The following is a 14964-nucleotide window of genomic DNA, read 5'->3' on the forward strand; positions in this document are numbered from 1 at the left end:
CTGGTGGGTTCCCTGCCGGGCTCCACCTCTGCGATCAATCGGTCATCAGCTCGGTGACTGCTTCGATGAATGCTTCCCCGCGGGCTGCGTAGGAGGCGAACTGATCCATCGAGGCGGCGGCGGGAGCCATCAGCACCGTGTGGTGCGGGGCGAGCGCCTTGGCGGCTTCGGCCACGGCGGCCCGCATGGCGCGCGCCCCGTCCTCGTCCGCCAGCGACGCGTCCACCGCGCTGCGGCTCTCATCCTCCCGCAGGCGTCCACCGATCACCGGGACTCCCGGCGCGTGTCGCTCGAGGCTGGACCTCAGCTGGGAGGAGTCTGTGCCGATGAGGATCACCCGACGCAGCCGGGGCGCCACCTCGGCGATGAGCTCGTCGTAGAGCACCCCCTTGGGCAGTCCCCCGGCGATCCAGATGACATCGGTGAAGCTGCGCAGCGAGGCGGCCGCGGCATGCGGGTTGGTGGCCTTGGAGTCGTTGATCCAGAGCACGTCGTCGGCCTTGGCCACCGGCTGGATCCGGTGGTCCCCGGCCTCATAGCCCTGCACCGCGGCACGGATCGCCTCCGGCGCGGCCCCGGCGGCGCGGGCCAGGGCGGCGGCGGCCAGCGTATTGGCGATCAGGTGCTGCGGGGCGAGCGGCCCGAAGTCCTCGAGCCCCGCGAGCTCCAGCGCCTGGTGCGCCCGGTCTTCGAGGAACGCGCGGTCCACCAGCAGGTTCTCGACCACCCCGAGCATCGAGAGCCCGGGCGAGCCGGTGGTGAAGCCGATCGCGCGGCAGCCCTCCTGGACGTCGGCCTCGGCGACCATGTCCTCGGTGGTCTGCTGGTCGGCGTTGTAGACGCAGGCCAGTTCGGTGTTCTCATAGATCTTCGCCTTGGCCGCACGGTAGGCCTCGAAGCTGCCGTGCCAGTCCACGTGGTCCTCGGCGATGTTGAGCACTGCCGAAGCCACCGGAGAGAGCAGCTCGGTGTATTCGAGCTGGAAGCTGGAGAGCTCCACAGCCAGGGAGTCATAGCCCTGCGGGTCACGGATCGCGTCGAGCACCGGCACGCCGATGTTGCCGCAGGCGATGGCACGCTGTCCATCGGCGATCAGCATGGATTCCAGCAGGGTCACAGTGGTGGTCTTGCCGTTGGTGCCGGTGACCACGAGCCACTTCGGCGCCCGGGCGCCCGGGCGGGCGCCCAGCCGCCAGGCCAGCTCCACCTCGGAGAGGACCGGGATCTGGGCGGCGCGGGCAGCACGGATCAGCGCGGAGTCGGGCCGCCACCCCGGGGAGGTGACTAGGATCTCGGGCAGCTCGCCGTCGACCAGCGGCAGCCCGGAGAGGTGCTCGGGACCGAGCAGGACCTGCTGCACACCGACCAGCCGCAACGTCTCGGCGTCGCGCCGGGTCTTGGCTGTGTCGGTGCCGTCGACGACGACGACGCGCGCGCCCAGCTCCGCCAAGGTGTCGGCGGCGGCGAATCCGGAGACGCCCAGCCCGGTGACCAGCGCACGCAGTCCCGTCCAGGGACCGTCCCAGCCGCGAAGCTCGGGACGGGTCTGCGGCTGCCGAGAGGCCTGGGGCCGGGCAGGGTCTTGGGGCCGTCCAGCATCCTGGGCGGTCACTGGGTGATCACCCATTCCCCGTAGAAGAGCGCCAGACCGATGCCTACGGCGAGGGCGCCGATGATCCAGAATCTCACCACCACGGTGACCTCCGCCCAGCCCTTGAGCTCGAAGTGGTGCTGCAGCGGGGCCATCAGGAACACCCGCTTGCCGCCGGAGAGCTTGAAGTAGCCGACCTGGATGATCACGGAGAGGGTGATCAGCACGAAGAGGCCGCCGAGGATCACGAAGAGCAGCTGGGTGTGGGTCAGGATCGCGAAACCGGCCAGAGCGCCGCCCAGCGCGAGGGATCCGGTGTCGCCCATGAAGATCTTCGCCGGTGAGGTGTTCCACCAGAGGAAGCCGATCAGCGCGCCGGTGATGATCGCGGCGATCATGGCCATGTCCATCGGGTCACGCACCTGGTAGCAGACGCTCTCCACGGCGCTGCCGCTGCCGCAGGCCTGGTTGACCTGCCAGATGGAGATGATCGTGTAGGCGGCAGTGACCATCGCGGTGGCCGCGGTGGCGAGCCCGTCCAGGCCGTCGGTGAGGTTCACTCCGTTGGTGGTCGCCGTGACGATCAGGTTCGCCCAGATGACGAAGAGGATCATGCCGATGACCGGTCCGGCGAAGGCCAGATCCAGCACGGTCTCGCGGACGAAGGAGATGTTCGTGGAGGCAGGCGTCAGTCCGTCGGCATCGGGGAAGTTCAGCGCCAGCACGGCGAAGAGCACTCCGACGGTGACCAGCCCGGCGATCTTGCGCCAGGGAGTCAGGCCCAGCGACTGCTTCTTGCTGATCTTCGCGAAGTCGTCGGCGAAGCCGACCAGTCCCATACCGATCATCAGCAGCAGCAGGAGCAGTCCGGAGGCCGTGGGGCCGCCGCCGTCGCCGGTGATCAGCATCAGCCCATGGGTCAGCAGATAGGCGGCGACCACGGCGATCATGATCACCGCGCCGCCCATCGTGGGGGTGCCGCGCTTCACATGGTGGGTGGTGGGGCCGTCGTCTCGGATGAACTGGCCGTATCCGCGCTTCACCAGGAAGCGGATGAACAACGGCGTCCCGACGAGGGTGAGTCCCAGGCCGAAGACGGCACCGATGACTACAGCAATCACTGGGCCCCTTCCTTTGCGGCGATCTTGTCACCCAGGAGTCTAAGCCCTGCGCTGTTGGAGGATTTGAACAGCACGATGTCCCCGGGAGCGAGCTCCTGATCCAGGTAGGCCTCGGCCTCCTCGACCGTGGCGACCCAGTGCACCTCAGACCCCCAGCTGCCCTCGGCGATGGCCCCGCGGTAGAGCGGGTAGGCCAGATCGCGACGACCAGCGTCTTGTCGATGTTCAGCCGCACCACGGTCTCGCCCAGCTGGGTGTGCTTGGGGATGGAGACGTCGCCGAGCTCGAGCATCGCGCCGAGCACAGCCACCGAGCGGCGTGACGGGCTGCCCTGGCCGGGCCGGGTGAGCATCGCCAGGGTGCGCAGCGCCTCGCGCATGGACTCGGGATTGGCGTTGTAGGCGTCGTTGATCACGGTGACGCCGTCGGCGCGCTCGGTGCGTTCCATTCGCCATCGGCTCGCCGGGCCGAGCCCATCCAGCCGCTGCGCGATGGCCGCCGGAGCGACGCCGGCGCGCAGCGCGCAGGCCGCCGCGGCAAGCAGGTTGGAGACATGGTGGGCCCCGGTGAGTCCAGAGACCACCGGGAACTCCTCGCCAGACTCGGTGAATCGCAGCTGGAACCGCGGGTGACCGGCCTCGTCGAGGCTCAGGTTCACCGCGCGCACCTGATCCGGGACGGCCTGGTCGAGGCCGACTCCCGGGGCGGTCTCGTTCTCCGGGGACTGACCGGTGGCTTCGCTGAACCAGGTGATCGGAGCCGTGGCGGACTGTGCCATGGAGGCGACCTGGGAGTCGTCGCGGTTGAGCACCACGCGCCGTCGGCGCCGATCTCCTCGACCAGCTCAGCCTTGACGGCGGCGATCTTGTCCGCGCCGCCGAACTTGCCGGCATGGGCGGAACCGACCATCAGCACCGCCCCGATGTCAGGGCGGACCATCTGCGCGAGATCCCGGATGTTGCCGGGCGCGTCGGCGCCCATCTCCACGACGAGGTACCGGGTCTGAAGCTCGGCGGTGAAGATGGTCAGCGGCACGCCGACCTCACCGTTATAGGAGCCCTGCGGCGCGACGGTGGGGCCCTCGGGCTCGAGGATCGACTTCAGCAGGTCCTTGGTGGTGGTCTTGCCGGCGGATCCGGTGATGCCGATGACGGTGGTCTCCGAGTGGGCGCGCACCCGGTCCAGGATCGCCGCGGCGATCTGGCCCATGGCGCTGACCACGTCGGGCACGACCACGCTGGGGTGCGCCGCACCATCCGGGGCCTGGGTCGCGCGCTGGGCCAGCACGAGCGTGGCCCCGGCGGCGAGGGCCGCATCGATGAAGTGGTGACCGTCGGTGGTCTCCCCCGCTTGGCGATGAACATCGAGTCCGCGGCCATGCTGCGGGAGTCGGTGTCTGCGTGTCGCACGCGCCGGGTCGAGGGGTCCGGGACCCCGTACAGGGTCCCTGCGGTGATCTCGGCGATCTCTGCGGCTGAAAGCTCGATCATGCCTGGTCGCCTCCTTCTGCGGTGGAAGTTCTGTGGGTCTGCCTGGCGTCCGGATCGGGGTCCGTCTGCGGAGCGTCCTCTGCGGTGGGGAATCCCCGTCGGCGCAGCGCCCGGGCCAGTTCCACCCGGTCATCGATCGGGTGTTTCGTCCCGGCGAAGTCCTGGTGGACCTCGTGTCCGCGGCCCGCCAGGATGATCGTGTCCTCGGGCTCTGCGACCTCGACGGCGCGGACGATCGCGTCGAGGCGTGGCGAGATCTCCTCCAGCGTGGTGTCCAGGTCCTCTGTGGCCAGGGCCTCGCGGGCGCCCTCCAGGAGCCCGGCGCGGATCTGGGCGGGGTCCTCGCCGTGGGGGTCGTCGTCGCTGATGATCACGTGATCCGCCATGCGCACGGCGATCGCGCCCATCAAGGGGCGTTTGGCGCTGTCGCGCTCCCCCGCGGCGCCGATCACCAGGATGGTCTTGCCCTCTGAGGTGCTCGCGGCGGCCTGAAGGGTGCGGATCATGGCGTCGGGGTTGTGCGCGAAGTCCACGATGGCGGCGGGGGCGGTGCCGATCACCTGCATCCGGCCAGGGACGCTGATCGTGAAGGGATCGGCCTGTTCCAGCGCTGCGATGATCTCCTCCCGGCTGACGCCGAGCGCGGTGCTCTCGTCAGCGGTGAGCACCATCACGGCGGCCAGGGCCGCGTTGGCCACGTTGAACCGGCCCGGCAGACCGGTGCGGGAGCGGATGCTCTCCCCGGTGTGCCGGTTGTGCAGCGTGAAGGCGCTGCCGAGCAGGTGCGGGGTGACCTCGGTGACGCTCCAGTCCGCGGCCGGGTCGGGGGTCTCATCGGTGGCCAGCGTCACGACGTGGCCGGTGGCGGTCTGGGCCATCCGCCAGCCCCAGGGGTCATCCACGATGACCACGCTGCTGCGCGTGCGGCGGCGGGCGAACAGCGCCGCCTTCGCGGCGAAGTACTCCTCCATCGAGCCATGCAGATCCAGGTGGTCCTGGGTCAGGTTGGTGAAACCGGCCACGGCGTAGAAGAGTCCCGAGACGCGCTCGTAGGAGATCGCGTGGGAGGACACCTCCATCGCCGCGGCGGCCACGTCGGCTTCGCGGAAGAGCGCCATCAGGCTGTGCAGCTGCACGGCCTCCGGGGTGGTCATCTTCGAGGGGATCCTCGCCTCGCCGGAGGCGATCTCGATGGTCCCGATCAGGCCGGTGGCGCGCTGGTGCGGCGCCAGCAGAGTATCCAGCAACGAGCGCAGGAAGTAGGTGGTGGTGGTCTTGCCGTTGGTGCCGGTGACCCCGAACAGCGCCGGTCCCGAGGTAGCGGTGTTGCCGTAGATCAGCGCCGCCGAGGGGCCCGCGGCTTCGCGCACGCGGCGCACCTCGATGACCGGGATGCGATATCCCACGCGCTCACGGACCTTCTCGGCCCCGGCGACGTCGGTGAGGATCGCTGCCGCGCCGCACTCGAGCGCGGTCATCACGTAGTCCGCCCCGTGGGCGCGCGAGCCGGAGACGGCGACGAAGAGGTCACCGGGCCCCACGGCCTTGGGGTCCATGGCGGCACCGGTGAGCCGGACCTCGCTCGCGGCCCGACCCACGGGAGTCACGAGCGGGTCATAGCCGGTGCTGGCGAGCTCGGCGACAAGCTGCTCCACACTGGTTCCGAGCACCGTGTGCGGCCGGAACACTCGGTCCTGGGCCGCAACGCTGAGTCCTGTTGCTGCCGCGCTCACCAGGGCTGATCCTGGTTCTCGCCTTCGAAGCCGTCATAGGCATCGCTCTTCGCCCCGCTGGGCGCCTGGTCATAACTGCTAAGCACGTAGGACATGATCTCACGGAACGTGTCGGTGACCTCCCAGTCTCGCCAGTAGCCCTCCGGGCGGTGCACGGTCACGGAGACCAGGTACTGCGGGTCGTCCAAGGGAGCCATGCCGATGAAGGACTGGGTGTGACCGTCGAATCCTCCGCCTGCGCCGGCAGCCTCCGCGATGCCGGACTTGCCGCCCACGCGGTACCCCGAGACGGCGGCCTCGGTGCCGGTGCCGTAGTCCACCACGCCTTCGAACATCCGGAGCATCTCCTCGGAGGTCTCCTCGGAGAACACCCGCTCGCCCGGTTCGGTCTGGACCGGGTGCTCGGTGCCGTCGGCATCGACATAGGCGTCGATCAGGCGCAGCGGGACGTCGACTCCGCCGTTGGTCATGGTCTGGAAGGCCTGCAGATTATGCAGCACCGAGGTGGTGTAGCCCTGGCCGAACTGGGTGGTCAGGTGCTGGCGGGCATCCCACTCCTCGGGCGGACGCAGGACCGAGTTCGCCTCAGTGCCGAGCCCGATGTCGAGGGGTTCGCCGAGGCCGACCCGGCGCATGTAGTCATAGCGGGTCTCCTCCGGGATCTCGCCGCCGATCATCACCGTGCCGGTGTTGTAGGAGCGGGCGAAGATGCCCGCGGCCGTCATGTCTAAGGTGGGGTGGCGAGTGGCGTCGCTGATGGTCTGCCCGTCGACCTCGTAGCGGTTGTCCACGGTGAAGCCGTCGGTGGGGTTCAGCGTGCCCTCCTCCAGCGCCATCGCGAAGGTGATGGCCTTGCCGGTGGAGCCGGGCTCGAAGTCCTGGGTCAGCGCGAGCGGCCGGCGGAAGAGCTCGTCGGTCTCCCCCGGCTCGGCCGGGTCGACCGTCTCGGAATCGGCCATGGCCAGGATCTCCCCGGTGGTGAGGTCCAGGACAGTGGCGTTGCCCCAGGCGGCGTTGTACTGGTTGGCCTTCTTCGCGATCGATTCTTGGGCGAACCACTGCAGGTCCTGATCGACGGTCAGGCGCACGTCCTGTCCGTCCTCGGCCGGCAGCTCCTCATAGGTGGCCACCGGGATCCGCACGCCGTCGCCGCCGACCTCGTAGATCCGTTCCCCGTCGATCCCGCTGAGCGCCTCATCCTGGGCGGCTTCGATCCCTTCCAGCGGCCCGTCGGCGCCCATGAAGCCGATGATCGAGCCCGCCACCGCTCCCGAGGGGTAGCTGCGCTCGGACACCGGCTCGGCGTAGAGGCCGGGGAGACCGATCTCCAGGGCCTGCTCGCTCTGCTCGGGCGTCAGGGACCGAGCCACCACCGAGTAGCGGCTCTCGCCCACGATGCGCTCGGTGAGCTCTTCGGTGCTGCGATCCAGCACCTCGCCGAGCTCGGCGATGCCGGTGCGCACCGTGACCTCCTCGCGCAGCCCGGTGGCCTCGTCGCTGCGCTCGAAGTCCTCCACCACCGCCTGGTCCACGACCAGGTCATAGCGGTTCACCGAGGTGGCGAGCACCCGGCCTTCGGAGTCGAGGATGTCCCCACGGTGAGCGGGCAGCGGAACGCTGCGCAGCCGTTCGGAGACGGCCGCCTCGGCGTTTCCTGCCGGATCGAGGCCCTGCACGTGGAACAGACGTCCTCCGAGCAGGAGCAGCATCACCAGGATCAGGGTGAGTCCGATGCGCATCCGGAACGAGAGGACCCGTTCTGCGCGTTTCTTCTGAGCGGCTGCCATGGCGTCAGCGTTCTCCCAACAGGTCGATCAGTCGAATGAGGGCGCCGGTATGGTCCCGCCGTTGAGCTCAGTGGGGCTGAACTGGTCTTGCGTCCCTGCGGATGTCTCCTGCCCATTCTGCCCACTGGGGGTCTCGATGAGCGTGTTCAACGCGCCTGCGCCGAGAATGCCTGAGGGCGCGCCGGTCACCGACTCGGAGACGTTCAGGGGCGCGGCGGCGTCGGCTCCGGGCACTGCGGGGGCGGCCACGAAGCTGGAGGGGCGGTCGCCGCTGTCGGCCGCCTCGGCCGTGCCGATGACCTCCCCGTCGCTGAGCTCGAGCGCGGCCGCCTCGGCGGGCATGACCATGCCCAGTCCGACCGCGGTGTTGGAGAGCGCCTGCGGGGACTGCAGGTGCTGGACCTCTTCGGTCAGCGCCTGGTTCGACTGGACCAGGGCGAGATGCTGGTTCTGCAGCTCCACGACGGTGTACTGCGAGTTGGCCATATGGATGTTCACCGCGAGCACGATCGTCAGGGCCAGCGCCAGCAGGGCGATGATCCCGCCGATGAGACCCTTCTGCCGCTGCCGGAGCTTGGGCAGGGCGCGCAGCATCGGAGAAGTCCGTGCCGAGGCGGCGTCCTCGGCGCCTCCGGGGATGGAGCGACTGCGGGCCAGGGGTCCCCGAGGTGCGGGGGCGAGGGGCTGGGCTTCTGCGCTCATACGGCGGTTCTCCTGGAGTCGGTCAGCTTCTCGACTGCACGCAGCTTCGCTGACGCGGCACGGGGGTTCTCGGCGATCTCTGACTCATCGGGCAGCTCGGCCCCCCGGGTGAGGGATCTGAAGGTCGGCTTATGCTCTTCGAGCTCAACCGGCAGGCCCGCAGGCGCCGAGGACTTGGTGCGTCGGGCGAAGGCCTGCTTGACGATGCGGTCCTCCAGCGAGTGGTAGCTCATCGCCACGATCCGGCCGCCCGGCGCCACGGCGTCCAGGGCATTGGGGATCGTGCGCTGCAGGACCTCAAGCTCGGCGTTGACCGCGATGCGCAGGGCCTGGAAGGTCCGTTTGGCGGGGTGTCCCCCGGTGCGCTTCGATGCTGCCGGGACCGCTTTGTCCACCACGGAGGCGAGGTCCGCCGTCGTGGTGAAGGGCCGGTCCTCGCGGCGGGCGACGATGGAGCTGGCGATGCGCCCGGCGAAGCGCTCTTCGCCGTATTCGCGCAGGATCCGCTTCAGCTCGCCGACCTCGATCCGGGCGAGCAGCTCCGCCACCGATTCATCGGGGGAATCCTCCGAGGCGTCCATGCGCATGTCCAGCGGGGCATCGTAGGAGTAGGCGAAGCCGCGGGAGGCCTCGTCCAGCTGCAGGGAGGACACACCGAGGTCCAGCAGGACGCCGGCCACTCGCTGATCCTCGGCCAGCTCCTCGGCGGCGACCTCGTCCACCCGGTCATAGACCGTGTGGATGCCGCGAAAGCGGTCGCCGTAGGAGCGCAGACGCTGAGCCGCCAGGGCATGCGCCTCGGGGTCCCGGTCAAGGCCCAGCACGAGGACCTCGGCGTCGGCCGCAAGCATGGCTTCGGCGTGGCCGCCCATGCCCAAGGTGGCGTCGATGACCACGGGCCGGTGGCCCGCGGCTCGGATGTTGTCCACTCCGAGGGACAGCAGCCTGATGCAGCGATCTCGCATCACCGGCACGTGCCGGTCTGCCGTCTCTCGTTGCGCCATACTGCCTCCGTCATGGGAAAGGATCCTTGGACCAGCTCCTCCTCCGCTCCGACCTGCTGCCTGACATCGGGGAAGATAAGTCAGGAATGCGGCGGGGCGGCGGAAGAACTCACCCAAGGATCCCCTTGAAGTGTTCGAACCGTCTTCACTTGTCGTACTTTTTCGTTCGGCGTGTCGTGTCGAACGGCTTCGGTGCTCAGAAGAGGCCGGGAATGGCTTCCCCATCGGTGGATGAGAACTCCGACTCCTTCGCCTCCAGGTATTCGTTCCAGGCCGTGGTGTCCCAGATCTCGGCGCGGTCTCCCGCTCCGATGACCGTGACATCGCGGTCCAGCCCGGCGTACTCCCGAAGCGCGGCGGGGACCGTGATCCTGCCCTGCTTGTCCGGAATCTCATCAGAGGCTCCGGAGAGGAATACGCGGATGTAGTCGCGTGCCTGGCGTGAGGTCAGAGGAGCCTGCCGCATCTGGTGGTGCACGTTCTTGAACTCTTCCGTGCTGAACACATAGATGCAGCGTTCCTGCCCACGAGTGAGGACCAGGCCGTTGGCCAGTTCCTCGCGGTACTTCGCGGGAAGGATCAGGCGAGCCTTCTCATCCATGCGAGGCGTGTATGTGCCCAGGAACAAAGGACACTCACCACCTCACTTGTTGAGGAGAATCATTCCTTCTCCCTCTACCGAGCTCCACTTTACCCCACTTCCCCCCACTTGCAACCAGAATTTGCCGCGCCGCGACCGAAAACTGTTGCGTGGAGCCGTTACTGACCTTCTGAGCTGGAGAAATGATGCTGAGCTGCAGGTGGAGGGCGGTGGAGGGGCTCGACGAAACCGGCCGCTGCCGGGTGGATCCAGCGGGAGCTCGAGACCTGGGCAGGATGCTCCGGTCGGGACCGAGAAGCCCGGAATTCCGGGGCTGCAGCGGCGGTGGCCTTCGGACGTCATGACCGGCTGCGCTCCCCGTGGAGGAGTGTGGGGCGCCCAGGTGGTGGGAAGTGGGGGCCTGGGCTGGAGGGTGGTGGCGATCCTGCGGTGGTAGGAGCCGGGGCGGTGGCCGGGCATGAAAAAAGGCCCCTCCGAAGAGGGGCCTTTCGAAGCTCTAGTGGTGCCTGGCGGGTCAGTCCTGCCGGCGTCGTTCTTCCCAGCGCTGCTCGAGTCCGGTCATGAAGTTCCCGGACGGGCTCGGAGTGGAGCTGCGGGGTCCGCCGCCGCCTCCCCCTCCACCGTTGCCGCCATTGCCGCCGGAACCGTTGCCGCGGGAGTTCCCGGAGGTGCCTCCGGTGGTGGCGTAGTAGACGCCTGCGCCCATGATCAGGAAGCCGATCACACCCACGGGTATCCACTGGTTGTAGATGCTCAGCAGAAGCACGACGATGCCGAGGACCGCGACCAGAGCGCCAAGCACGATGTTGCGCACGTTGAGCGTTCCGCTCGGGGAGTCCTGCATGGAGCTGGCGAAGCTCGGATCCTCCGACTGCAGCTGTTCTTCGAGCTGCTTGAGCATGCGCTGTTCACGCTCCGACAGTGGCATCGTGAAGCTCCTCGCGGTCGTCGTGTGGCGTGATGGAAGATGCGGATACGCCTGGGTGTATAGTCTAGCGGTTTCGGCACCCCAGACCTAGCCCGATGTCAGGACTGCGGTGATCTCAGGGCTGACACTCAGGAACTCTCCAGTCCTGGATCCTCGCGGCGGGGTCGCAGCAGCGCGGCCGGAGCCGTCTGGACCTGTGGAAACTTCTTCGCGATGGCGTCGAGCGCGGTCTCGGCGTCGAGCCAGTTCGTCTCGGTGCGGTCGAAGCTCAGCTGCAGCGAGCCGCCCTCATCCACCAGTCTCTCGGCCCGGATCCCCACCAGCCGCACCGACTGGGCCCGCTGCCCCAGCCGCTCCAGCAGCCCGAGCACCCGGGAGTAGATGGCCAGCGCCGAATGCGTCGGGTGGGAGAGCGTGGAGGACCGGGTCAGCGTCTCGAAGTCGCTGTAGCGAAGCTTCAGGCTGATGCCCTCCGCGGAGACTCCCGACTCGCGCAGGCGTGCGGCGACCCGATGGCTGAGCCGCAGCAGCTCGGCTCGCAGCGTCGCCTCATCCTCCACGTCCACCGCGAAGGTCTCCTCGGCGCCGATGGACTTCTCGATCCGGTGCGGTTGGACCTCGCGGGCGTCCTCTCCCCAGGCCAGTCGGTGCAGCGCCGTGCCGGTGACCCCGAATCGCCGGCGCAGCGCGGGCTCCGGGGTCTGCGCGAGCTGCAGCACCGTGGTGATCCCGAAGGCCTTCAGGGACTCGGCGGTCTTTGCCCCGACACCCCACATCGCGGTGACCGGCAGACCGTGCAGGAACTCCAGCCGGCGTTGTGGCGGGACCAGCAGCAGTCCGTCCGGCTTCGCGCGGGTGGAGGCGATCTTGGCGATGAACTTGCGGTCAGCGATCCCCACCGTGGCCGGCAGGGCGAACTCCTCGCGGATCTCGCGGCGGATCTTCGCTCCGATCTGCTCGGGTCCGCCGAGCCGTCGGCGAGACCCGGTGAGATCCAGGAAGGCTTCGTCCACGCTGAGCTGCTCCACCGAGTCGGTGATCGTGTCGAAGTAGGCCATGATGCGCCGGGAGAACTCGCGGTAGAGCTCCATGCTGGGCGGGATCACGACGGCGTCGGGGCTGGCCTGCCGCGCCCGGGCCAGCGGCATCGCGGAACGCACCCCGTCTGCCCGAGCCTCATAGGAGGCCGAGAGCACCACGGAGCGTCCCGAGTCCTGCGCCACGATGATCTTGCGTCCGCGCAGCTCGGGCCTGCTGAGCAGCTCGACCTCCACGTAATAGGCATCCATGTCCACATGCGCGAGGACGCGTGAATCAGCCGGTCGAGACGGTGCCATACCGATAGGCTATCCGCCATGAAGCGCGAAGAATTCATCAGCGAGGTCAACACCAGGTGCGCCGGCTTCCTCCAGGCCCGTCACGCAGAGGTCCACGCAGTCTCCGAGCACGCGGTGCCCCTGGTGACCGCGCTGATGACGCTGACCCGGGGCGGCAAGAAGATGCGCCCCGCGCTGGCCCGGCTGGGCTGGCAGGCAGCCGGCGGGCGCGGCGAGGCCGTCGTCGAGCTGGGTGTGGCGCTGGAGCTCTTCCAGGCGGCCGCGCTGGTCCACGACGACGTCATCGACCGGTCTGCCACCCGGCGCGGACGGCCCAGCGCGCACATCGGGTTCGAACAGCTGCATCGGGAGTCCGGCTTCGCCGGAGACTGCGGCCACTTCGGCACTACCGGCGCGATCCTCTCCGGGGACCTCTCGCTGGCCTGGGCCTCGGAGGCGTTCTTCCTCGCCCAGAGCACCGCAGCCCAGGACGGGCTGGTGAGCAATACCTTGGCCGCGCGGAGCTTCCACCGGATGCACACCGAGGTCATCACCGGGCAGTACCTCGATGTGCTCGAAGAGGTGCGCACTCCGGCTGAGACCGAGGCCGAGGCGGTCGCCCGCGCCCGCGGGGTGCTGCGCTATAAGGCGGCCAAGTACTCCACCGAGTACCCGGTGGTCCTCGGCGCGGCGCTGGCCGGCGGCTCGGACCAGCTGTGCCGCGCCTTCGCCGCGGCGGCGCTGCCGGTCGGCGAGGCCTTCCAGCTGCGCGATGATCTGCTCGGGGTCTTCGGGGATCCGGAGACCACCGGCAAGCCGGTCGGCGATGACCTGCGCGAGGGCAAGCGCACCGAGCTCATCGCCTACGGGCTGTTCCGCTCCGGCGGGGCCGGGGCCCAGGAGCTGAACCAGATGCTGGGAGACCCGGCGCTCAGTGAGGCACAGGTGGACCGGGCGCGCGCCATCCTGCTGGAGTCCGGAGCAGTGGAGGAGGTGGAGCGCAGCATCGAGGAGCTCACCGGTGACAGCGTCGCCCGTACCCAGGACCTGGTCGAGCTCGGCGTCTCTGCGGAGGTCCTCGAGGAGTTCGACCAGCTTCGCGGGAACCTGGTGCTGCGAACGGTCTAGGTCCCACCCCCGCTCGACCCGGACCGACACGCGCCGCAGCGACCCGGAGTTGGGCGGGTTCGATACCCTGGGGCTGTGAGCTCTGAACAGACTGACCCGTGGATTGGTTCCAGGATCGATGACCGCTATGTGATCGATGAGCGCATCGCGCGTGGCGGCATGTCCACGGTCTACCGCGCGCAGGATCAGCGGCTCGGCCGCGAGGTCGCGCTGAAGGTGCTGTTCCCGCATATGGCCGAGGATCGCAAGGTCGTGGACCGCTTCGAGCAGGAGGCGCGGAACTCTGCGCTGATCGCGCATCCCAATGTGGTCCAGGTCCTGGATCAGGGCCAGGCCCGGGAGACCGCCTATCTGGTGATGGAGTACGTCCCCGGCGCGACGCTGCGCACGCTGCTCAAGCATGGGGCGATGACCCCTCGGCTGGCGCTGACCTACATGGATTCGATTCTGCAGGGCCTGGCTGCGGCGCACCGCGCCGGCCTGGTCCACCGCGACATCAAGCCGGAGAACGTGCTGGTCTCCCATGACGGGCGGATCAAGCTCGCTGACCTGGGACTGGCCCGAGCGGCGACCCATCACTCCGGAACCTCCACCCTGATGGGCACCGTGGCCTATATCTCTCCGGAGCTGCTCTCCGGGGAGGGCGCCGACGAGCGCGCTGACATCTACGCCATCGGCATCCTGCTCTACGAGATGCTCACCGGCGTGCAGCCCTTCACCGGGGACTCCCCCGTACGGGTGGCCTACCAGCACGTGAACTCCACCGTGCCGGTGCCTTCCGCGCAGGTCAGCGGCCTCGCGCGCGAGCTCGACGACCTGGTCAGCATCGCTACCCGTCCCGAGGTGGCGCTGCGGCCCAAGAACGCCGACGAGCTGCTGAAGATGCTGCGTGAGACCCGCGGCCTGCTCGGCGACGCCGAGCTCGACTTCGACGGCGCGCTCACCGCGACCCGGGTGATCCCTGCCATGGGCGCCTCCGGGCGGGAGTCGCCCCGCGAGTCCGGGACGCCGGGCCAGCGGTCCACCACCCTGCTTCCCGGTGACTCCAGCGAGACCTTCCTGGAGACCGAGGCTGCGCCGGAATCGGCCCACGGTTCCGGAGCGGAGCAGCACGAGGGCCAGGACGTGGACCACGAACCCTGGGACGAGGACATCGACGCGGCGCTGGGCAATGCGCGGACCACACATCTTCAGGCCGAGCATCGTCATGCCGCGCACGGGCGTCCCTCGAGCCTGGCCGAGGAGGATCGCCAGCTGGTCACCGAGGTGCCCACCAGCGGTCTGCAGCTGCGACCGCCCCGGCTCAGCGTCGCGGAGCCGGTGACCGGGATCCAGCCCGCCGTCGGTTCCCGCCGACCGGTGGAGCGGGTTCGCACGGAGAAGCGCGAGCGTCAGCGACCCACGGTGGAGCTCGCCGGCGCCAGCGCCACCCGGATCTGGCTGATGATCGCCGCGATCATGATCGGTGGCGCGCTGCTGGTGCTGCTGGCCGGGTGGATCGGGGTCAGCAGTGCGCTGATCCCCAGCCTCGGGGGCTGAGGACCAGCACCGCCGCCGGTCAGG

Annotated in this window: 11 protein-coding genes and 1 pseudogene; 2 read left to right on the forward strand and 10 right to left on the reverse strand. The window is 68.9% G+C overall.

Annotated elements, in window-relative coordinates:
• Window positions 1-34: 34 nt before the first annotated feature.
• From murD to dinB, 10 genes and pseudogenes are all read right to left on the reverse strand, one after another.
• Window positions 35-1627, reverse strand: a complete 1593-nt coding sequence (gene murD / locus BG28_RS06255) for a UDP-N-acetylmuramoyl-L-alanine--D-glutamate ligase (protein WP_084479510.1) — start codon at window positions 1625-1627, stop codon at window positions 35-37.
• Complete coding sequence (gene mraY, locus BG28_RS06260) at window positions 1609-2712, reverse strand: phospho-N-acetylmuramoyl-pentapeptide-transferase (protein ID WP_036474940.1); 1104 nt, start codon at window positions 2710-2712, stop codon at window positions 1609-1611. The genes murD and mraY overlap by 19 nt, the downstream gene beginning before the upstream one ends.
• A pseudogene (gene murF / locus BG28_RS06265) lies at window positions 2709-4202 on the reverse strand (UDP-N-acetylmuramoyl-tripeptide--D-alanyl-D-alanine ligase). Before murF ends, mraY begins: the two are co-directional and overlap by 4 nt.
• Window positions 4199-5935: a Mur ligase family protein gene (locus BG28_RS06270; protein ID WP_084479511.1), complete on the reverse strand. Its 1737-nt coding sequence runs from the start codon at window positions 5933-5935 to the stop codon at window positions 4199-4201. The pseudogene murF and the gene BG28_RS06270 overlap by 4 nt, the downstream one beginning before the upstream one ends.
• Window positions 5932-7722, reverse strand: coding sequence for a penicillin-binding protein 2 (locus BG28_RS06275; RefSeq protein WP_036474942.1), 1791 nt, complete (start codon window positions 7720-7722; stop codon window positions 5932-5934). The genes BG28_RS06270 and BG28_RS06275 overlap by 4 nt, the downstream gene beginning before the upstream one ends.
• Before the next feature lie 27 nt (window positions 7723-7749).
• Window positions 7750-8424: a hypothetical protein gene (locus tag BG28_RS06280; RefSeq protein ID WP_036474944.1), complete on the reverse strand. Its 675-nt coding sequence runs from the start codon at window positions 8422-8424 to the stop codon at window positions 7750-7752.
• Window positions 8421-9428: a 16S rRNA (cytosine(1402)-N(4))-methyltransferase RsmH gene (gene rsmH / locus BG28_RS06285; RefSeq protein ID WP_036474946.1), complete on the reverse strand. Its 1008-nt coding sequence runs from the start codon at window positions 9426-9428 to the stop codon at window positions 8421-8423. The genes BG28_RS06280 and rsmH overlap by 4 nt, the downstream gene beginning before the upstream one ends.
• A gap of 196 nt (window positions 9429-9624) precedes the next feature.
• On the reverse strand, window positions 9625-10056 hold the full coding sequence (gene mraZ / locus BG28_RS06290; protein ID WP_036474948.1) for a division/cell wall cluster transcriptional repressor MraZ: 432 nt from the start codon (window positions 10054-10056) through the stop codon (window positions 9625-9627).
• Between the two features lie 487 nt (window positions 10057-10543).
• Window positions 10544-10957 (reverse strand): DUF3040 domain-containing protein, encoded by a 414-nt coding sequence (locus BG28_RS06295; protein ID WP_036474951.1) that lies wholly within the window; start codon window positions 10955-10957, stop codon window positions 10544-10546.
• Between the two features lie 128 nt (window positions 10958-11085).
• Window positions 11086-12294, reverse strand: coding sequence for a DNA polymerase IV (gene dinB / locus BG28_RS06300; RefSeq protein ID WP_036474954.1), 1209 nt, complete (start codon window positions 12292-12294; stop codon window positions 11086-11088).
• An 18-nt stretch (window positions 12295-12312) separates the two neighbouring features.
• On the opposite strand from dinB, the gene BG28_RS06305 reads away from it, so the two are divergent.
• Together BG28_RS06305 and BG28_RS14320 are read left to right on the forward strand one after the other, a co-directional pair.
• Complete coding sequence (locus BG28_RS06305; RefSeq protein ID WP_051501080.1) at window positions 12313-13401, forward strand: polyprenyl synthetase family protein; 1089 nt, start codon at window positions 12313-12315, stop codon at window positions 13399-13401.
• Between the two features lie 75 nt (window positions 13402-13476).
• Entirely contained in the window at window positions 13477-14940 is a 1464-nt protein-coding gene (locus tag BG28_RS14320; protein WP_235181001.1) for a protein kinase, read from the forward strand.
• Window positions 14941-14964: the final 24 nt, after the last annotated feature.

Origin of the sequence: Nesterenkonia sp. AN1 (assembly GCF_000582475.1) — a bacterium.
Taxonomy (GTDB): Bacteria; Actinomycetota; Actinomycetes; order Actinomycetales; family Micrococcaceae; genus Nesterenkonia; species Nesterenkonia aurantiaca.

Bases quoted from the DNA above. Each gene is read 5' to 3' on its own strand.
- murD (WP_084479510.1), bottom strand. From the start codon at position 1,627: ATGGGTGATCACCCAGTGACCGCCCAGGATGCTGGACGGCCCCAAGAC.
- BG28_RS06275 (WP_036474942.1), bottom strand. From the start codon at position 7,722: ATGGCAGCCGCTCAGAAGAAACGCGCAGAACGGGTCCTCTCGTTCCGG.
- BG28_RS06280 (WP_036474944.1), bottom strand. From the start codon at position 8,424: ATGAGCGCAGAAGCCCAGCCCCTCGCCCCCGCACCTCGGGGACCCCTG.
- rsmH (WP_036474946.1), bottom strand. From the start codon at position 9,428: ATGGCGCAACGAGAGACGGCAGACCGGCACGTGCCGGTGATGCGAGAT.
- BG28_RS06295 (WP_036474951.1), bottom strand. From the start codon at position 10,957: ATGCCACTGTCGGAGCGTGAACAGCGCATGCTCAAGCAGCTCGAAGAA.
- dinB (WP_036474954.1), bottom strand. From the start codon at position 12,294: ATGGCACCGTCTCGACCGGCTGATTCACGCGTCCTCGCGCATGTGGAC.
- BG28_RS06305 (WP_051501080.1), top strand. From the start codon at position 12,313: ATGAAGCGCGAAGAATTCATCAGCGAGGTCAACACCAGGTGCGCCGGC.